The sequence below is a fragment of the Rhodopseudomonas palustris genome, from assembly GCF_003226555.1.
Lineage (GTDB): Bacteria > Pseudomonadota > Alphaproteobacteria > Rhizobiales > Xanthobacteraceae > Rhodopseudomonas > Rhodopseudomonas palustris_I.
The window spans coordinates 80,016-97,049 of sequence record NZ_QKQS01000038.1 but is presented as its reverse complement, the minus strand read 5'-3'; the positions used below and the strand labels follow the sequence as shown (position 1 = coordinate 97,049).

17 protein-coding genes and 1 riboswitch are annotated in these 17,034 nt (G+C 66.0%); of the genes, 8 read left to right on the top strand and 9 right to left on the bottom strand.

Annotated elements, in window-relative coordinates; genetic code table 11:
- Positions 1 to 15: 15 nt before the first annotated feature.
- On the top strand, positions 16 to 681 hold the full coding sequence (locus DNX69_RS24330) for a DsbA family oxidoreductase (RefSeq protein WP_110788766.1): 666 nt from the start codon (positions 16 to 18) through the stop codon (positions 679 to 681).
- Here the strand turns inward: DNX69_RS24330 and DNX69_RS24325 are convergent, their stop codons facing one another.
- The gene (locus tag DNX69_RS24325; protein ID WP_110788585.1) at positions 682 to 1,842 is read right to left on the bottom strand and encodes a GNAT family N-acetyltransferase; all 1,161 of its coding nucleotides are present in this window, start codon (positions 1,840 to 1,842) and stop codon (positions 682 to 684) included. It abuts the gene before it with no gap.
- A 238-nt stretch (positions 1,843 to 2,080) separates the two neighbouring features.
- On the opposite strand from DNX69_RS24325, the gene DNX69_RS24320 reads away from it, so the two are divergent.
- Positions 2,081 to 3,535 (top strand): caspase family protein, encoded by a 1,455-nt coding sequence (locus DNX69_RS24320; protein WP_110788584.1) that lies wholly within the window; start codon positions 2,081 to 2,083, stop codon positions 3,533 to 3,535.
- Positions 3,536 to 3,590: 55 nt separating this feature from the next.
- Here DNX69_RS24320 and DNX69_RS24315 read toward each other — a convergent pair whose 3' ends face one another.
- Positions 3,591 to 4,052 carry a PaaI family thioesterase gene (locus DNX69_RS24315; RefSeq protein WP_110788583.1) on the bottom strand — a complete coding sequence of 154 codons (462 nt, stop codon included), beginning with the start codon at positions 4,050 to 4,052 and terminating at the stop codon, positions 3,591 to 3,593.
- A 128-nt stretch (positions 4,053 to 4,180) separates the two neighbouring features.
- On the opposite strand from DNX69_RS24315, the gene DNX69_RS24310 reads away from it, so the two are divergent.
- The 3 genes from DNX69_RS24310 (at position 4,181) to DNX69_RS24300 (ending at position 5,455) form a co-directional block, all read left to right on the top strand.
- Positions 4,181 to 4,309, top strand: coding sequence for a peptidylprolyl isomerase (locus DNX69_RS24310; RefSeq protein WP_110788582.1), 129 nt, complete (start codon positions 4,181 to 4,183; stop codon positions 4,307 to 4,309).
- A gap of 42 nt (positions 4,310 to 4,351) precedes the next feature.
- Positions 4,352 to 4,618 carry a hypothetical protein gene (locus DNX69_RS24305; RefSeq protein ID WP_110788581.1) on the top strand — a complete coding sequence of 89 codons (267 nt, stop codon included), beginning with the start codon at positions 4,352 to 4,354 and terminating at the stop codon, positions 4,616 to 4,618.
- A 159-nt stretch (positions 4,619 to 4,777) separates the two neighbouring features.
- Positions 4,778 to 5,455, top strand: coding sequence for a Crp/Fnr family transcriptional regulator (locus DNX69_RS24300; RefSeq protein WP_110788580.1), 678 nt, complete (start codon positions 4,778 to 4,780; stop codon positions 5,453 to 5,455).
- 75 nt (positions 5,456 to 5,530) lie between these two features.
- Here the strand turns inward: DNX69_RS24300 and DNX69_RS26420 are convergent, their stop codons facing one another.
- From DNX69_RS26420 to DNX69_RS26415, 3 genes are all read right to left on the bottom strand, one after another.
- Positions 5,531 to 5,671, bottom strand: a complete 141-nt coding sequence (locus tag DNX69_RS26420) for a hypothetical protein (protein ID WP_165825318.1) — start codon at positions 5,669 to 5,671, stop codon at positions 5,531 to 5,533.
- 296 nt (positions 5,672 to 5,967) lie between these two features.
- Entirely contained in the window at positions 5,968 to 6,324 is a 357-nt protein-coding gene (locus DNX69_RS24295) for a hypothetical protein (protein WP_234827068.1), read from the bottom strand.
- A gap of 390 nt (positions 6,325 to 6,714) precedes the next feature.
- Positions 6,715 to 6,858: a hypothetical protein gene (locus tag DNX69_RS26415; protein ID WP_165825322.1), complete on the bottom strand. Its 144-nt coding sequence runs from the start codon at positions 6,856 to 6,858 to the stop codon at positions 6,715 to 6,717.
- A 288-nt stretch (positions 6,859 to 7,146) separates the two neighbouring features.
- Here DNX69_RS26415 and DNX69_RS24285 point away from each other — a divergent pair, with 288 nt between their 5' ends.
- Positions 7,147 to 7,335: a hypothetical protein gene (locus DNX69_RS24285; RefSeq protein ID WP_110788577.1), complete on the top strand. Its 189-nt coding sequence runs from the start codon at positions 7,147 to 7,149 to the stop codon at positions 7,333 to 7,335.
- An 18-nt stretch (positions 7,336 to 7,353) separates the two neighbouring features.
- Here DNX69_RS24285 and DNX69_RS24280 read toward each other — a convergent pair whose 3' ends face one another.
- Positions 7,354 to 7,608 carry a hypothetical protein gene (locus DNX69_RS24280; protein WP_110788576.1) on the bottom strand — a complete coding sequence of 85 codons (255 nt, stop codon included), beginning with the start codon at positions 7,606 to 7,608 and terminating at the stop codon, positions 7,354 to 7,356.
- A gap of 201 nt (positions 7,609 to 7,809) precedes the next feature.
- On the opposite strand from DNX69_RS24280, the gene recA reads away from it, so the two are divergent.
- Positions 7,810 to 8,901 carry a recombinase RecA gene (gene recA, locus DNX69_RS24275; protein ID WP_110788575.1) on the top strand — a complete coding sequence of 364 codons (1,092 nt, stop codon included), beginning with the start codon at positions 7,810 to 7,812 and terminating at the stop codon, positions 8,899 to 8,901.
- Positions 8,902 to 9,289: 388 nt separating this feature from the next.
- On the opposite strand, the gene gcvP is transcribed toward recA, so the two are convergent.
- The 3 genes from gcvP to gcvT form a co-directional block, all read right to left on the bottom strand.
- Positions 9,290 to 12,196, bottom strand: a complete 2,907-nt coding sequence (gene gcvP / locus DNX69_RS24270) for an aminomethyl-transferring glycine dehydrogenase (RefSeq protein WP_110788574.1) — start codon at positions 12,194 to 12,196, stop codon at positions 9,290 to 9,292.
- Positions 12,197 to 12,356: 160 nt separating this feature from the next.
- Positions 12,357 to 12,722, bottom strand: coding sequence for a glycine cleavage system protein GcvH (gene gcvH, locus DNX69_RS24265; RefSeq protein ID WP_110788573.1), 366 nt, complete (start codon positions 12,720 to 12,722; stop codon positions 12,357 to 12,359).
- A gap of 9 nt (positions 12,723 to 12,731) precedes the next feature.
- Positions 12,732 to 13,895: a glycine cleavage system aminomethyltransferase GcvT gene (gene gcvT / locus DNX69_RS24260; RefSeq protein ID WP_110788572.1), complete on the bottom strand. Its 1,164-nt coding sequence runs from the start codon at positions 13,893 to 13,895 to the stop codon at positions 12,732 to 12,734.
- A 133-nt stretch (positions 13,896 to 14,028) separates the two neighbouring features.
- Positions 14,029 to 14,135: riboswitch (glycine riboswitch) on the bottom strand.
- A 228-nt stretch (positions 14,136 to 14,363) separates the two neighbouring features.
- Between gcvT and alaS the strand changes: the two genes are divergently transcribed.
- The gene (gene alaS, locus DNX69_RS24255) at positions 14,364 to 17,033 is read left to right on the top strand and encodes an alanine--tRNA ligase (RefSeq protein WP_110788571.1); all 2,670 of its coding nucleotides are present in this window, start codon (positions 14,364 to 14,366) and stop codon (positions 17,031 to 17,033) included.
- Position 17,034 lies beyond the last annotated feature (1 nt).

Below are 17,034 nucleotides of genomic sequence, written 5' to 3'. Positions count from 1 at the left end.
AACGAGGAGACGCCGATGAGCACGCTGAAGCCGCTGACGATCGACGTGGTGTCCGACGTAGTCTGCCCGTGGTGCTACATCGGCAAGAAGCGCATCGAGCAGGCGATCGCGCTGGCGCCGGAGGTGCCGGTCGAGCTGATCTATCGGCCGTTCTTCCTCAATCCTTGGGTGCCGCGCGAGGGCATCAGCCGCGACGAGTACCTGACCAAGAAGTTCGGATCGCCCGAACGCTATAAGGAAATCGCCGGCCGCATCGCCGAGACGGCCGCGCAGGAAGGTCTGGAGTATCACCCCGAGCGCGTGCAGCGGCAGCCGAACACGATCGATTGCCATCGCCTGATCCATTGGGCGAGCGCGATCGGGCAGGGGCCGGCGATGAAGCAACGCCTGATGGAATTGTACTTCCGCGACGGCGGCGATCTCACCGATCCCGAGGTGCTGGTGCAGGCTGCGGCCGAGTGCGGCCTCGATGCCGACGACATCCGCGCCAGGCTCGCCACCGATCAGGATATCGAGGAAGTCTCGGCGCAGGCGCAGGAGGCCACCGAGAAGGGCATCTCCGGGGTGCCGACCTACGTGTTCATGCATCAATACGCGGTGTCCGGCGCGCAGGAGCCGGCCCTGATCGCCCGCGCCATCCGCAAGCTGTCGGCGGAGCTGAACGCCGAGGCTGCGGAGTAATCAGCGCTTCAATAGCCGCTTGGCGAGGTGCCGCAACCGGTCGCGCGCCGACAGCACCGCGACGATCGGCGCGAACAGCGGATCGCGCTTGCGCAGCGGCAGCACCAGATCGCCGACCGCGAACCGGCCGCGCCAGATCGGATCGATCATCGGATGCTGGGCGCTGGCGGTGGAGTCGGCGAAGCTGATCTCCTGGTCGGCGCACAGATGCCGCGTCAGCGCCAGCGTTAGCAGCACGCCGGGCGAACAGCGCGCAAAACTCTCGTCGATCCCGAGCTTGAAGAAATAGGCCCGGTCGCCGTGGCGCAGCACGATGCCGGCGGCGACCGGCGTCGTGCCGGCCGACAATGTGATCACTTCGCATTGGCCGCGCGAGGCGAGCGCGACCGCGGCGCTGCGCAGCCGGGCGGCCAGCTCCGGCTGCCGCTTCAGCGAACTGCCGCCGCGGCCCTTCCAGCCGCTGTCTTCCAGGGCGAGAAACACGTCGAATGCGCGGGCCGCATCGTCCGCCGAGCGTGCGGCAGTGAACCCCACTTCGCCGTGTTCGCCGAGACGCCGTTCCAGCCGGCGCAATTCCTTCAGCTTCTTGGCGCCGAGGCCGTCGCGCAGCAGCTCTTCCGCGTCCCGTGTGGCGTCGAGGCAAGCGCGGGTCCAGCCGCGGATCAGCCGCGGGGCGAGCCCTTGCGCCGCGAGCACACGGGTGAATGCTGCCACCGCTTCGCCGTCGCGCGCGACGTCGCGCAGCACCAGCGCCCTGGCACCGGCGGCGCGGGCCTGCGCCAGCAGCTTGGCGGCGGCTTCATCCGCCGCGCCGCGATCGAGCAGCGGGGTGTCGAGCGAACGGAACAGATCGGCCGACACCAGGGCCGGCAGCGGCAGGCGGAACGCGCGCCAGCAGGAGAGCACCGGTGCCACGCCGATCAGCCGTCCGATGGAATCGTGTGCGGTCAGCGTCCGCGTTGCAGCGTCGTCGCCATTCGCCGCAATCACCCAGTCCCGCAGGTAGTAGCCGTTCGGCTCGACCACTCGGGTCGCCAGATCGCACCACGCTGCCTGATCGATCGCGGCGATGCCGGACAGGACGCCCGGCCCGTCGGCCGTCGGCGCGGCGGCGCCGGCGCGTCGATGTACCAGCGGCGTGGTGGGGAAGGTCTCGGCCAAGGCTGTCGGTCCTCGAACTTGTCGAACGGCGCCGGCGAGCAACCCGGCGCGGGTGGTTTCAGAACCTAACCGCCGATCCCCCAACATCGCCTTGGCTGCGCAAGGCAAATTGCCGACAACGTTAACCGCAGCTTTCCTTGGCGATCGGCGCGCGGCGTCGATTTGCCACGTCGCGCGCCTGAACCGGCCGGCCCTGGACGGCGACCAACAGCGATTACCGACTGGGCAAGGAGGCGCCATGCGACGGGCGATGCTGAAGACCGCGGCGGTTGCCGCCGGTTTGCTGTTCGGAGTGGCCGCCGCCGCGGCGGAGAGCCGGGTCGCGCTGGTGATCGGGCAATCGGCCTATCGGGCGGTTCCGGCGCTGCCCAATCCGGTGAACGACGCCAAGGCGGTCGCCGCGCTGCTCGGCGAGGCCGGCTTCGAGGTCAGCGAGGCTGTCGATCTCGGCCAGACCGAGCTGCGCGCCAAGCTCGGCGACTTCGCCGCCACGGTCGCGGCCAAAGGGCCCGATACGGTGGCGCTGCTGTTCTATGCCGGCCATGGCATTCAGGTCGATGGCGAGAACTATCTGATCCCGGTCGATGTCGACCCCAAGCGCGAGGCCGACATTCCGCTGCAGGCGGTGAGGCTCGACGACGTGCTCAACACGCTGAGTTCGGTGCCGAGCAAGAGCCGGATCATCATGCTCGATGCCTGTCGCAACAATCCGTTTCCGAGCATCAACAAGACCACCGGGCAGGGGCTGGCGCTGGTCGATACCAAGTCCGGGGCGCCGGGCACGCTGCTGTCGTACTCGACCTCGCCGGGCGCGGAGGCCGAGGACGGAGGCGGCAGCAACAGCCCCTACACCGCCGCGCTGCTGAAGGCCGGGCGCGAGAACGGGCTGAAAATCGAAGATACCTTCAAACGGGTCCGGCTTGCGGTGCATCAGGTGACCGAAGGCCGGCAGACGCCGTGGGAAAGTTCCTCTCTGGTCGAGGACTTCCAGTTCTTCGCCGCCCCTGCCGCAGCGCCGAGCGACGACGCGACGCCGAAGCCGCGCACGGTCGAGGAGTGGCGCGATTTCCTCAAGGGCAAGCCGGTGGATCAGGCCAACGCGCTGATCGTGTCCGATGGTTCGGCCGACGCCTATGAGGCGTTCGTCGGGCTGTATGCCGAGCCGCCGTTCGCACCGGAGGCCAAGCGCTGGCTCGATCGCCATCGCCGGATGAAGGCCTGGAACAGGGCGGTGCTCACCAACACCGGTTCGGCCTACACCGCCTTCCTGACCGAATATCCCGACAGCGACTTGACCGGAACCGCGCGCAAGCTGGCGGAGCGGCTGCGCAACCGGCCCGACAATGCGGTGGTGGTGCCGGCCGCGCTGGCGACGCCGGTCGTGGCGGCTGCGGGCGCGACCTGTCCGTGCGGGCCGACGCCGCTGCTGAAGCAAAAGGTCGAGCCGAAGAAGGCCGACGTGAAGAAGACCAAGACCCGCGCCGAGCGCGACGATCCGCCCAAGCGCGGCAAGAAGGCGTCGCGTAGCCGGGTCTATGTCGAGGACGAAGAGGATGACGTCGTGGTCGTGCGGCGTCCGCCGGTCTACGCCGTGCCGCCCGGCCCGGTGATCCAGTTCGGCGGCGGTTACCGTGGCGGTTACGGCGGGCCCAATCGCGGCGGTTCAATCGGTCCGAGCCGCGGTCGCTACTGAACCTGCCACCCGCAAAGGTGTCGAGCGGCTGTTGTGAAGCCGGCGTCCGGCGCGCTCAGAGCATCGCGAACGCGCTCGATACCATTGCCACCGGCTTCCGGTCGTTGGCGCCGAGCAGCGTGACCCGGCCGAAGCTCATGGTGCGGCCGAGCCGGACCAGACGCGCGTCAGCGATCACGTCAGTCGAAGCGACCGCTTTGAGGAAGTGGGTGGTCTGATCGACCGTGGTCATCGGGCGGAAGCCGCGGTTGCCGGCGCAGACCGCGAACACCATCGCGGTGTCGGCCAGTGCCATCAGCGCCTGGCCGCAGACCACGCCACCGCTGCGGCACAGCCGCTCGGAGAATGCCATCCGCAAGACGGCGCCGGGCTGCCAGTCGGACGGGCTGCCGGCCGGCGGATCGAGTTCGAGCGCTTCAATCGACAGGCCGAGCTCCAGCACCCAGGGCGCGAACGCCTCCTGCAGCATCCGCCGCGCCTCCTGGAGGCCGAACTCCGCCAGATGCTGCTCTGCCATGCGTCTCTCCCTGACCCGTTGATTATCCGCGTGTTTCGCGACGTTTCGCAGCATCCCACCCGATTCGGGACGGCTTGAAAACGACACCGTCGATCCCTTAAGTTCGGCGGCATCCGAAAGGGGACACGATGGTCAGACGAGTTGCGTTGGTGGTCGGCCTGGTGGTGACGGCGATCGTGGTGAGCGGTTGCACCAAATGCGGTCCGATCTGGGAAGACTGGCAGTCGCCGAAATCCTGCCGGTCGGATCATCTGTAGCGCGGCAGCCGCTGAGGCGGCGCGGCGCGAGAGGAGTTTGCGATGAAGATTCTGCACGGCGTTGCCGTCCTGGCCCTGCTGACCGGACCGGCCTTTGCCCAGGGCGAGGGCCCGCACGTCAATCTGGTGCCGGAGATCCAGCACAAGAGCCCGGAAGAGAAGGCCCAGGACGCGATCCGGCAGAAGGCCTACCAGGAGTCGCTGCGCAAGATCCCGGACGCCCAGGCGCCCAACGACCCCTGGGGCGGCGTCCGCGGCGCGGACTCCGGTCAGCCCAAGGCCAAGCGCAAGGCCCATCAGGCCAATTAAGCTCGTCTGAAGACCACACCCCGGGTGATCGGCAGGTGGTCAAAACGGCACAGATTTTTTCTGCGATTTGAGGATGATGCGCTGACGGAACCTTGGCGTACGCAACTCGGTGCGCGCCGGCTCCGGCTGACTCATTCGTTTTCGTTCGCAGGATATCACGTGTCGTCAAGCGAGGTGCCGTTCGATCCAAAGGTCTTTCTTCGCAGTGCAGGTACGGGGCGCACCGTTCTGCAATTTCGAACCAACCAGACCATTTTCACGCAGGACGAAGCGGCCGACTGCGTGATGTATATCCAGCACGGCCGCATCAAACTGTCGGTAATGTCGGAGCAGGGCAAAGGCGCAGTCGTCGCCATCCTCCAACCCGGCCAGTTCTTCGGTGAGAGCGGGTTGCTCGCGCATCGGCGTCGCGCGACCGCGATCGCGCTGGAAGAGTGCACCGTCACCACGATCACCAACGCGACGATGATGGCGACGCTGCAGCGCGAGCCGGCGCTATGCGAGCTGTTTACCCGGCATCTGGTCGCCCGCAATACGCGGGTCGAGGACGACCTGATCGACCAGCTGTTCAACAACAGCGAGAAAAGGCTGGCGCGGCTGCTGCTGCTGCTCGCCGACGCGGTCGAGGATTCCCGGCCGATACCGATCGAGATCAGCCAGGAGACGCTGGCGGAGATGATCGGCACCACGCGCTCGCGCGTCAGCTACTTCATGAACAAGTTCCGCAAGGCCGGCTTCATCGACTACAATGGCCGGATCGAGGTCCATCCCACCTTACGAAACGCGGTCCTGCCCGACCGGCCCCGTGTTGTCGCGAGCGACCGCAAGCAGGAATGATCCGAGGCGGATTGATCGCGCCGGCTGGACCTCGGCCGGCGCTCTGCTGCGTGCCGCGTTAAACCGGTGTCTGGTTCATTCTTTCTTGTCGCCGAGTAGATGCCCGGTGCGGCGGTCGACGAAGTGCATCTGCGAGCAGGCCGGGCAATGCAGCAACTCGAAGGTCGCTTGGGCGGCGCTTTCGGAATCGTCTTTGAGCCAAGCCTGGACCTTCATGCCGGTCCGCGGACACTGATAAAGCACATGCGCCATAGGGAAGGCCGGTTCCGCCTTTAGTTCTAGAAGACGACTTGCCGGCAACGGCCGTCCATGCGCTTGATCTAGATCAATTAGCTTACTATTTTACCGTTAAATTGGGTTTGAATCGCAGGCAAGCCCAATCCGGTTGATACTCGCGGTAATTGATGCAGCCGCCCACAACCGAATCGTCAAGTCGCTGATCCGGAAAAGCAAAAGGCCGCAGGCGTCGAACGCCGTGCGGCCTGTTCAATGTTGCTCAGTCAGTGCGCGGGTTACTTGCGGGCGCAGCTCACCTCGATCCGCACCGAGCTGGCGCCGCAGCGCGCGGTCATGGTGCCGTTCTCGACTGTGATGTTGTCGCTGAACCGGGCCGAGCCGTTGCTGACGCAGAGTGCGGAGACCAATGTTTCGCCGGCTTCGCAGGTGGTCGGGCAACCATTGGCCGAACAACTGGTCGAGGTCAGGGTGCGGATGCTGGAGGCTGATGCGCCATCCTTGCCGGCAGGGCCCGCCGGTCCGGCGGGACCCGCTGGTCCTTGCGGGCCGGGCTCGCCTTGCGGTCCGCGGGCGCCTTGGTCGCAGCCCGCCAGCGCGATGGCGGCACCTGTTAGCGCGATCAGTGCGCTCATCCGAAGTCCATGCTTGGCTGCCCGCCGCATCGCGCACTCCCTGTCGCTTCGGCCGGATGCTGTCGGCAACCGGCCACTCATCTGTAAGGCGATCATCGAGCTGGTCGCCGCTTGCACCTGAATCCTAAAGCATCCGGGCTTGAAACGGAACCTGGCCGGGTGGTGACCAAATTGCCGCAGCAGCGCCGAATGGGGGAAGCTGCTGGTCCGCCACCTTCCGGCATGCAGCAGTTCTGGACGGGGAAAACAAGGAGCCCCGAACGAGGCCGTGTTCGGGGCTCCGGTCAGCGTCGAAACTCCCCACCTCTAGAAAGTTCGGCAGTGACACCGCTACGCTAGCGGCGCGGATTTGGCATTGCCTATGCGTCAGATCAAATACCGCTACGGCCACTAACCACTGGTGCTGGTTTGCGGATCGCGCTCGGTGAGCTGGGCGATCAGTTGCTTCAGCACCCGGCGCCGGTCTTCATCTTGGGTCTCTGCCAGCAGCCGGCGATACAGTTTCAGGTTCTCGTCACGGACGAATGTTTCCAAGACGCTCTCCTGTGCGTTGCTCCCCGAGGGGCTCGGCCACCATCCCGGCGCATGCTCCCGTCGTTGCTCGCCCCCTTCGCAGCCGGATGGCAATACCACATTAATACACGTAAAAGTTCATGTCGATCCGAAAGCTGTCCGAAAGTTGCAGGTCGCCGCCAGCCGATGTCCGGAGGACACTGGACGTCATGTCCATCGTCAACGGGGTGACCTCATCCGAAGGAATGTATGGCGAGGACGCGCGCGTGCAGTAAAGCTGACGGGCGGTCATTTCGCGGGACATGGAAGATGAGCTTTTGGTACGTGGTCGACGCCGTCGCGGTCGGAATCGTCCTGCCCTGGATCGTCGCGACCTATCGATTGCTTGAAGCGTTCAAGCGCGGCACCGGCGCCGGCCTGACCAAATGGGCGATCTATGCCGCGGTCTGCGTGCCGGCGATGCTGCTGGTGATGTGGGGAATCCAGAACCTGCGCTGAGCCCGGACGGCGCGGCGCTTACTGCGGCTCGGGAACGCCGTACACCGCCGTCGCGACGCTGCCGTTGCGGATCCGCCGCGCCTCGGTCATTGCCCGCTGCACGTCGAGGTCGCCGGAATCGCTGGAGAAGGTGATCAGGCGGTTACAATGCGGGCACTGGGTCTGAAACCCCTCCCGCATGTTCCTGATCTTCTCCCGGAACGGCACCCGGCAGCGGCTGCACTGCACCCGAACCTTGTCCGGGAGTTTTGGCGTGGCGAGAAGGCTGTCCATCCAGGCTTTGTGGCAAAGGAGAGTTAAAAAGGGTGAAACAGGGAGCCCAAACCGCTCTCTTTGGTCGGTCAAGGTCGGAGGGCACCGGCAATTCGGAAAGAACATATTGCGAACTGAGAACAAATGGAGTACATTGATTTCGCCGGCTGAGACCGGCGCCTGTTTGTCCGCTTGGCGAATCCGTCCATAAGGAGCACGTTGATGGCTGCCCCCACTGCATTGCGTATCGTCGAAGGTTCTTCCATGGACAAATCCAAGGCGCTGTCCGCGGCGCTGTCTCAGATCGAGCGCCAGTTCGGCAAGGGCTCGGTGATGAAGCTCGGCAAGAACGATCGCTCGATGGATATCGAGACGATCTCGTCGGGCTCGCTCGGGCTCGATATCGCGCTCGGCGTCGGCGGTCTGCCGAAGGGGCGGATCGTCGAGATCTACGGGCCGGAATCCTCCGGCAAGACCACGCTGGCGCTGCATTGCGTCGCGGAAGCTCAGAAGAAGGGCGGCATCTGCGCCTTCGTCGACGCCGAACACGCACTCGACCCGGTCTATGCCCGCAAGCTCGGCGTCAACGTCGACGACCTTTTGATCTCGCAGCCCGACCACGGCGAGCAGGCGCTGGAAATCGCCGACACCCTGGTGCGTTCCGGCGCGATCGATGTGCTGATCATCGATTCGGTGGCGGCGCTGGTGCCGCGCGCCGAACTCGAAGGCGAAATGGGCGACGCGCTGCCCGGCCTGCAGGCCCGCTTGATGAGCCAGGCGCTGCGCAAGCTGACCGCCTCGATCAACAAGTCCAACACCATGGTGATCTTCATCAACCAGATCCGGATGAAGATCGGCGTGATGTACGGCTCGCCGGAGACTACCACCGGCGGCAACGCGCTGAAGTTCTACGCCTCGGTCCGACTCGACATCCGCCGCATCGGCCAGATCAAGGAGCGTGACGAGGTGGTCGGCAACCAGACCCGCGTCAAGGTGGTGAAGAACAAGCTGGCGCCGCCGTTCAAGCAGGTCGAGTTCGACATCATGTACGGCGAGGGCGTGTCCAAGATGGGCGAAATCCTCGACCTCGGCGTCAAGGCCGGCATCGTCGAGAAGTCCGGTGCCTGGTTCTCGCACGACAGCCAGCGATTGGGGCAGGGACGTGAGAACGCCAAGGCGTTCCTCAAGGCCAATCCGGACATGACCGCCAAGATCGAGGCGGCGATCCGTCAGAACTCCGGCCTGATCGCCGAACAGATCCTCGCCGGCTCGCCGGAGCGCGACACCGACGGCGAGGAGCCGATCGAGGAATAAGCCGCGCACGGCCGGGCGGTCGCGCCGCCGGCTTTGTCCGGTCCGAGCTTTCGAAGCGAACGCAAGACGGCGAGTGCAGCGATCCCCTGTTGCCGGGGCCCCCGCGGCGCTCGCCGCATCCGTTTTGGGACGGCTGGATTGCTGCTCGAGACCGAAGATGCTGTGCTGATGCGTTGTTCTCAAACAAGCGCTGTTCTCGAACAAATGTCATGCGCGAGCTTGACCCGCCTGCGCGGTCGTAGCCGCTTCGGCGCGGCGAAGGCCCGCGCATCCATCGCGCGCGCAGCGCGCTCAATTGAGGCAAGTTGCAAAGAGGATGGATCGCCGGGGCGCGCCCGGCGATGACGTCTTCAGTGTGGCGAGGCCGCCTATCCAAAGACCGATCTTCCTACTCCGCCGCGCGGGCGTAGTCGGCGGCGAGTGCGTAGTCTTCAACCGGCGGGCACGAGCAGATCAGGTTGCGGTCGCCATAGACGTTGTCGACGCGGCCGACCGGGCTCCAATATTTGTCGGTGCGCGAGTTCGGCGCCGGGAAGCAGCCTTCGGTGCGCGGATAGGGCCGGGTCCATTCGGCGCTGGTGACGTCGTGCGCGGTGTGCGGGGCGTGGCGCAGCGGCGACTGGTCGATTTTGTAGCGGCCGTCTTCCACCTGCGCGATCTCGCGGCGGATCGCGATCATGGCGTCGCAGAACCGGTCGATCTCGGCCTTCGATTCCGACTCGGTCGGTTCGATCATCAGCGTGCCCGGCACCGGGAAGCTCATGGTCGGGGCGTGGAAGCCATAGTCGATCAGACGCTTGGCGATGTCGTCGACGGTGACCCCGGTGGTGGCCTTCAGCGGCCGCGGATCGATGATGCACTCGTGCGCGACCCGGCCGCGCTGGTTGCGATACAGCACCGGGAAATGCGGCTGCAGCCTTGCTGCGATGTAGTTGGCATTGAGGATCGCGATCTCAGTGGCGCGCTTCAGGCCGGCCGCACCCATCATCAGGATGTAGATGTAGGAGATCGTCAGGATCGAGGCCGAGCCCCACGGCGCCGCCGACACCGTGCCGCCGCCATGCAGGCCGCCGTTCAGCGGTTCGCCCTCGGCCGGATGGCCGGGCAGGAACGGCGCCAGATGCGCGCGCACGCCGATCGGCCCCATGCCCGGGCCGCCGCCGCCGTGCGGGATGCAGAAGGTCTTGTGCAGATTGAGGTGGCTGACGTCGGCGCCGTAATCGCCGGGGCGTGCCAGGCCGACCTGGGCGTTGAGATTGGCGCCGTCGAGATAGACCTGGCCGCCATGGGCGTGGACGATGTCGCAGATGTCGCGGATGTGTTCTTCGAACACCCCGTGGGTCGACGGGTAGGTGATCATCACCGCCGCGAGATTGGCCGAGTGCGCCTCGGCCTTGGCGCGTAGATCGTCGACGTCGACGTCGCCATGGGCGTCACAGCCGACCACCACCACGTCCATGCCGGCCATCGCCGCGGACGCGGGGTTGGTGCCGTGCGCCGACGATGGAATCAGGCAGACTTTGCGATGCGGCTCGCCGCGCGACAGATGATAGCCGCGGATCGCCAGCAGGCCGGCATATTCGCCCTGCGCGCCGGAGTTCGGCTGCAGCGACACCGCGTCATAGCCGGTGATCTCGGCGAGCCAGGTTTCCAGCCTGGCGAACAGCGCGTGATAGCCGGCGGCCTGCGCCTTCGGCACGAACGGATGCAGGCTGCCGAACTCGGGCCAGGTCAGCGGCATCATCTCGGTGGTGGCGTTCAGTTTCATGGTGCAGGAACCGAGCGGAATCATCGCGCGGTCGAGCGCGAGGTCACGGTCCGACAGCTTGCGCATGTAGCGCAGCAGTTCGGTTTCCGACCGATAGTCCTGGAACGCGGCTTGCGTCAGGTAGTCGCTGGTCCGCTTCAGCGCGGCCGGCAGCGCGGTGCCGAGCGCGTCACCCGCCTCGCGTTCCACCGCCGCATAATCGAGCGAACCGCCGAATGCGCGCCACAGCGCTTCGACGATCGCCGGCGTCGTGGTCTCGTCGAGCGAGATGCCGAGCGAGGAGGCGTTGATCCGCAGATTGATCCTGTCGGCCTCTGCGCGCGCCACGATGGCGTCGCGGCGATCGCCGACCGCGATGGTCAGCGTGTCGAAATACGTGCCGTTGTCAGGGGCGAAGCCGAGCTGCCGCAGGCCGGCCGCCAGCACCGCGGTGCGCCGGTGAACGCGGCGTGCGATTGCGGCGAGGCCGTCGGGCCCGTGATACACCGCATACATCGCGTTGATCACCGCCAGCAGCACCTGCGCGGTGCAGATGTTGGAGGTCGCCTTCTCGCGGCGGATGTGCTGCTCGCGGGTCTGCAGCGCCAGCCGGTAGGCCGGCTGGCCGTGGCTGTCGATCGACAGCCCGACGATGCGGCCGGGCAGGCTGCGCTTCAGACTGTCGCGCACCGCCATATAGCCGGCGTGCGGTCCGCCATAGCCCATCGGCACGCCGAAGCGCTGCGCCGAGCCGATCGCGATGTCGGCGCCGAGTTCACCGGGCGGAGTGATTAGCGTCAGCGCAAGCAGATCGGCCGCGACAACAGCCAGCGCGCCCTTGTGGCGCAGCGCCGCGATCGCGGCGCGCGGATCGCTCAAACGCCCCGACGACCCGGGATATTGCAGCAGCGCGCCGAATACGTCGGCGCCTTCCAGTTCGGTCTCCGGATTGCCGACGATGATGCGCCAGCCGAGCGGCTCGGCGCGGGTGCGCAGCACCGCGATCGTCTGCGGATGGGTGTCGGCATCGACGAAGAATGCCTTGGCGCTCTTGGCCGCCGCGCGTTCGGCGAGCGCCATCGCTTCCGCCGCCGCGGTGCCTTCGTCGAGCAGCGAGGCGTTGGCGACGTCGAGCCCGGTGAGGTCGCAGATCATGGTCTGGAAGTTGAACAACGCTTCCAGACGGCCCTGGCTGATCTCGGGCTGATACGGCGTATAGGCCGTGTACCAGGCGGGATTCTCCAGAATATTGCGCTGGATCACGGTCGGCAGGATGGTGCCGTAATAGCCTTGGCCAATCAGCGAGGTGAACACTTGGTTCTGTGCGCCGAGTTCGCTCATATGCGCCAGCGCTTCGCTCTCGGTCAGCGGCGCGCCGAGCTTCAGCGGCTCGCGATGCCGGATCGCAAACGGCACCGTCTCGGCGACCAGCTGCTCCAGGCTGCCGGCCCCGACCGTCGTCAGCATCGTGGCGATGTCCTGCGGTGAGGGCCCGATATGCCGACGCACGAAGTCGTTGGCGGCGTCGATCGGTCGGCGATGCGGCATGCTCTGGTCCTCGTCAAATGCAACGGCCCCGAGGGCTGTTGCTCGGAATGCTCTACGCGTCATTGCGAGGAGCGAAGCGACGAAGCAATCCAAGGCTCAGTGCTCGGGACTCTGGATTGCTTCGCTTCGCTCGCAATGACGAATGTGAAAGTTGATCGACCTAAGCCGTGTGGGCCTTGTAGGCGACCTCGTCCATCAGGCCGTCGAGTTCGCTCTTGTCGGTGATCTTCAGTTTGAAGAACCAGGCGGCGCCGCCGGCGTCGGAATTCACCAAGCCGGGCTCGGTGCCGAGCGTCTCGTTGATCTCGAGCACTTCGCCGGTGATCGGCGCGTAGACGTCGGAGGCGGCCTTGACCGATTCCACCACCGCGGCGGCCTCGGCCTTCTTCACGGCGCGGCCGACCTTCGGCAGCTCGACAAACACCACGTCGCCGAGCTGTTCCTGGGCGTAGTCGGTGATGCCGATCGTGGCGACGTCGCCCTCGATCTTCAGCCATTCATGATCGGGGGTGTAGAGCGTGGTCATGACGAGTCCTCAGCGCTTGTAGGTGTTCGGAACGAACGGCATTGCCGCGACGCGCAGCGGCAGACGCTGGCCGCGCACTTCGGCGAAAACGACGGTGTCGCGCACAGCCAGCGCGGCCGGCAGATAGCCCATCGCCACCGGCGCATTCAGGCTGGGCCCGAAGCCGCCCGAGGTGACAGTGCCGATCGGCTCGGCCGAATCGGCGGCTTCGAACAGCGGCGCGTTCTCGCGCACCGGCGCGCGGCCTTCGGGCCGCAGGCCGACACGCAGCCGCGCAGCGCCTGCATCGAGCTGGCTGAGAATCGCCGGGGCGCCGGGGAAGCCGCCAGGACGGGCGCCGCCATTGCGGCGGCTCTTCTGGATCGACCAGTTCAGGGCCGCCTCGACGGGCGTGGTGCCGGTGTCGATGTCGTGGCCGTACAGGCAGAGACCTGCTTCCAGCCGCAGGCTATCGCGGGCGCCAAGGCCGATCGGCAGCACGTTCGGATTGCCGAGCAACGCAGTCGCAAGCCGTTCGGCGCCGTCCGCCGGCACCGAGATCTCGAAGCCGTCTTCGCCGGTGTAGCCGGAGCGCGACACGATGCAGGCAAGGCCGTCGAGGCTGAGCTCGGCGACATCCATGAACTTCATCGTGGTGACGTCTGCACAGAATTTCGCCAGCGCGGCTTCGGCCTTCGGGCCCTGCAGCGCGATCAGCGCGCGATCTTTCAGCGCAGTGATGTCACAAGCGTCCGACAGATGCGCGCGGAGGTGGGCCTCGTCGGCGTCCTTGCAGGCGGCGTTGACCACCAGAAACAGCCGGTCGCCGAGATTGGTGACCATCAGATCGTCGAGAATCCCGCCGGATTCATTGGTGAATTGCGCATAGCGCTGGCGGCCGGGCGGCAGCGCCACGATGTCCTGCGGGATCAGCGTTTCCAGCGCGCGGGCGGCGTCTTCCAGCTTGCCGGACTTTGCCCGCAGCTCGATCTGGCCCATATGCGAGACGTCGAACAGCCCCGCCGCGCTGCGCGTGTGGAGATGTTCCTTCAGCACGCCAAGCGCGTATTGCACCGGCATGTCGTAGCCGGCGAAGGGCACCATCTTGCCGCCGCGGGCAAGATGCAGCGCATCAAGATGCAGCGCATAAAGAGGCGTGCGTTTCAACGATTGGGTGTCGTCACCCGCCAGCATATCCAGGCTCCCAAGGTTCCCGAGACCGATTTCTCGTCACCATCCGAGCCCCATCTGTCGCTGTGCCTGAGAGCATTATCCCGTCGGCGGACCCGTCCCGGGATCGCCCGGCAGGGTCTCTTTCCAGATGTCAGTTGGCCGCGCGGTCCGTTTGCCTGAGAGTTTCCGGGGCGGTTGCTCCTTCGGCGCCGGCCCCCCCTTCCCTGAAGGATTGGGCCGATCTCTCCCGACGCGACTTAGTCTTAGGTAGGTAGGACACAAACACGGCTTCAACAAGGCTGTCAACGCGGGTCGGCGAGCTATCAACGGGTCTTCGTAAACGCCCGTGGAAGTGGGCCTCCCGGCTGGCAAACAACTGGATCTATGCCCACTTTCTAGACAGCGCGCGCCCCCGCGTCTAAAAGGCATGACACCGGAAGAGGTGGGTTCGGCGGGCGTTTCGCGGGCATTCCGGGTGATTGGACGAACATGAGCGGCGTTAACGAAATTCGGTCTACGTTTCTGAACTACTTCGCCAAGAACGGCCACGAGATCGTGTCGTCGTCGCCGCTGGTACCGCGCAACGACCCGACCTTGATGTTCACCAATGCCGGCATGGTGCAGTTCAAGAACGTGTTCACAGGGCTGGAGAAGCGCAGCTATCAGCGCGCCACAACCTCTCAGAAATGCGTGCGCGCCGGCGGCAAGCACAACGACCTCGACAATGTCGGCTACACCGCGCGGCATCTCACCTTCTTCGAGATGCTCGGCAACTTCTCGTTCGGCGATTACTTCAAGGAACGCGCGATCGAGCTCGCCTGGAATCTAATCACCAAGGATTTCGGGCTGAAGAAGGATAAGCTGCTGGTCACCGTCTATCACACCGACGACGAGGCGGCCGGCTACTGGAAGAAGATCGCCGGCTTCTCCGATGACCGCATCATCCGGATTCCGACCAGCGACAATTTCTGGGCGATGGGTGACACCGGCCCATGCGGCCCGTGCTCGGAGATTTTCATCGATCGCGGCGAGCACATCTTCGGCGGCCCGCCCGGCTCGCCGGACGAGGACGGCGACCGCTTCCTCGAATTCTGGAATCTGGTGTTCATGCAATACGACCAGGTGACGAAGGACGAGCGCGTGGATCTGCCGCGTCCGTCGATCGACACCGGCATGGGCCTGGAGCGGATGGCTTCGATCCTCCAGGGCGTCGACAGCGTGTTCGACACCGACCTGTTCCGCAGCCTGATCGATGCGACCGCGTCGGCGCTCGGCCGCGGCCCGACCGAGCGGGACGCCGCGTCGTTCCGCGTCATCGCTGACCACCTCCGTTCGTCGTCGTTCCTGATTGCCGACGGCGTGCTGCCGTCGAACGAAGGTCGCGGCTACGTGCTGCGCCGGATCATGCGCCGCGCGATGCGTCACGCTCAGTTGCTCGGCGCCAGCGAGCCGCTGATGTGGCGGCTGGTGTGGGCGCTGGTGCGCGAGATGGGCCAGGCCTATCCGGAGCTGGTCCGCGCCGAGGCGATGATCGAAGAGACGATGCGGCTGGAAGAGACCCGCTTCCGCAAGACGCTCGACCGCGGCCTCGCGATTCTCGACGAGAAGAGCGCCGGCCTGAACAAGGGCGACATGTTCGACGGCGAAACCGCGTTCACGCTGTACGACACTTATGGCTTCCCGCTCGACCTGACCCAGGACGCGCTGCGCAACCGTGGCATCAACGTCGATATCGCCTCGTTCACCGACGCGATGGAGCGGCAAAGGACCAAGGCGCGCGCGTCATGGGCGGGCTCGGGCGAAGCCGCCACCGAGACGGTGTGGTTCGGTTTGCGTGAGAAGCTCGGCGCCACCGAATTTCTCGGCTACGACACCGAGACCGCCGAAGGCGTGGTCACGGCGCTGATCAAAGACGGCGCCGAAGTCGACGCGCTGAAGGCCGGCGACGCCGCGGCGATCGTGATGAACCAGACGCCGTTCTACGCCGAATCCGGCGGTCAGGTCGGCGACACCGGCGTACTCAGCGCCGACGGCGTCCGTTTCGTCGTCACCGACACGCTGAAGAAGGCCGGCGATCTGTTCGTGCATTTCGGCACCGTCGAGCAGGGGACGATCAAGCTCGGCGACGCGCTGGCGCTCGATGTCGATCACGCCCGCCGTTCGGCGATCCGCGCCAATCACTCGGCGACGCATCTGCTGCACGAGGCGCTGCGCCAGGTGCTCGGCGATCACATCGCCCAGAAGGGGTCGATGGTCGCGCCCGACCGGCTGCGTTTCGACTTCGTGCATCAGAAGCCAATCAGCACCGAGGAACTGCGCAAGGTCGAAGACATCGCCAACGACATCGTGCTGGAGAACGGCGAGGTGACTACTCGCCTGATGGCGGTCGATGATGCCCGCGAAGCCGGCGCCCGCGCGCTGTTCGGCGAGAAATACGGCGACGAAGTCCGCGTGGTGTCGATGGGCAAAGCGGCGCGCGAGCACGGCTCCAACGCGCTCGGCTGGTCGGTCGAACTGTGCGGCGGCACCCACGTCAAGCGCACCGGTGATATCGGCCTGGTGTCGATCACCGCCGAGAGCGCGGTCGCGGCCGGCGTCCGCCGCATCGAGGCGCTCACCGGGCGTTACGCGCGGCAGAGCGCCAATGCGGCGATCGCCACGGCGAAGCTCGCCGCCGCCGAGCTGCGGACCACGCTGGACGACATGCCATCGCGGATCACCGCGCTGATGGACGAGCGCAAGAAGCTGGAGCGCGAACTGTCCGAGGCGCGCAAGAAGCTGGCGATGGGCGGCAGCGCTGCCGGCGACGGTGCCGCCTCCGACGTCCGCGACATCGGCGGCATCAAGCTGATGGCGCGTGCGGTCGAGGGCATCGAGATTAAGGATCTCAAGGGTCTCGTCGATCAGGGCAAGAAGCAGATCGGCTCCGGCGTGATCGCGCTGGTGGCGACCTCTGAAGACGGCAAGGGCTCGATCGTGGTCGGCGTCACGCCGGATCTGGTGTCGCGGTTTTCCGCGGTCGATCTGGTCCGCAAGGCGTCCGAAGTGCTCGGCGGCAAGGGCGGCGGCGGCAAGCCCGACATGGCCCAGGCCGGCGGCCCCGACGGCTCCAAGGCCGGCGCGGCACTCGACGCGATCGCGGCTGCCATCGGCGGCTGAT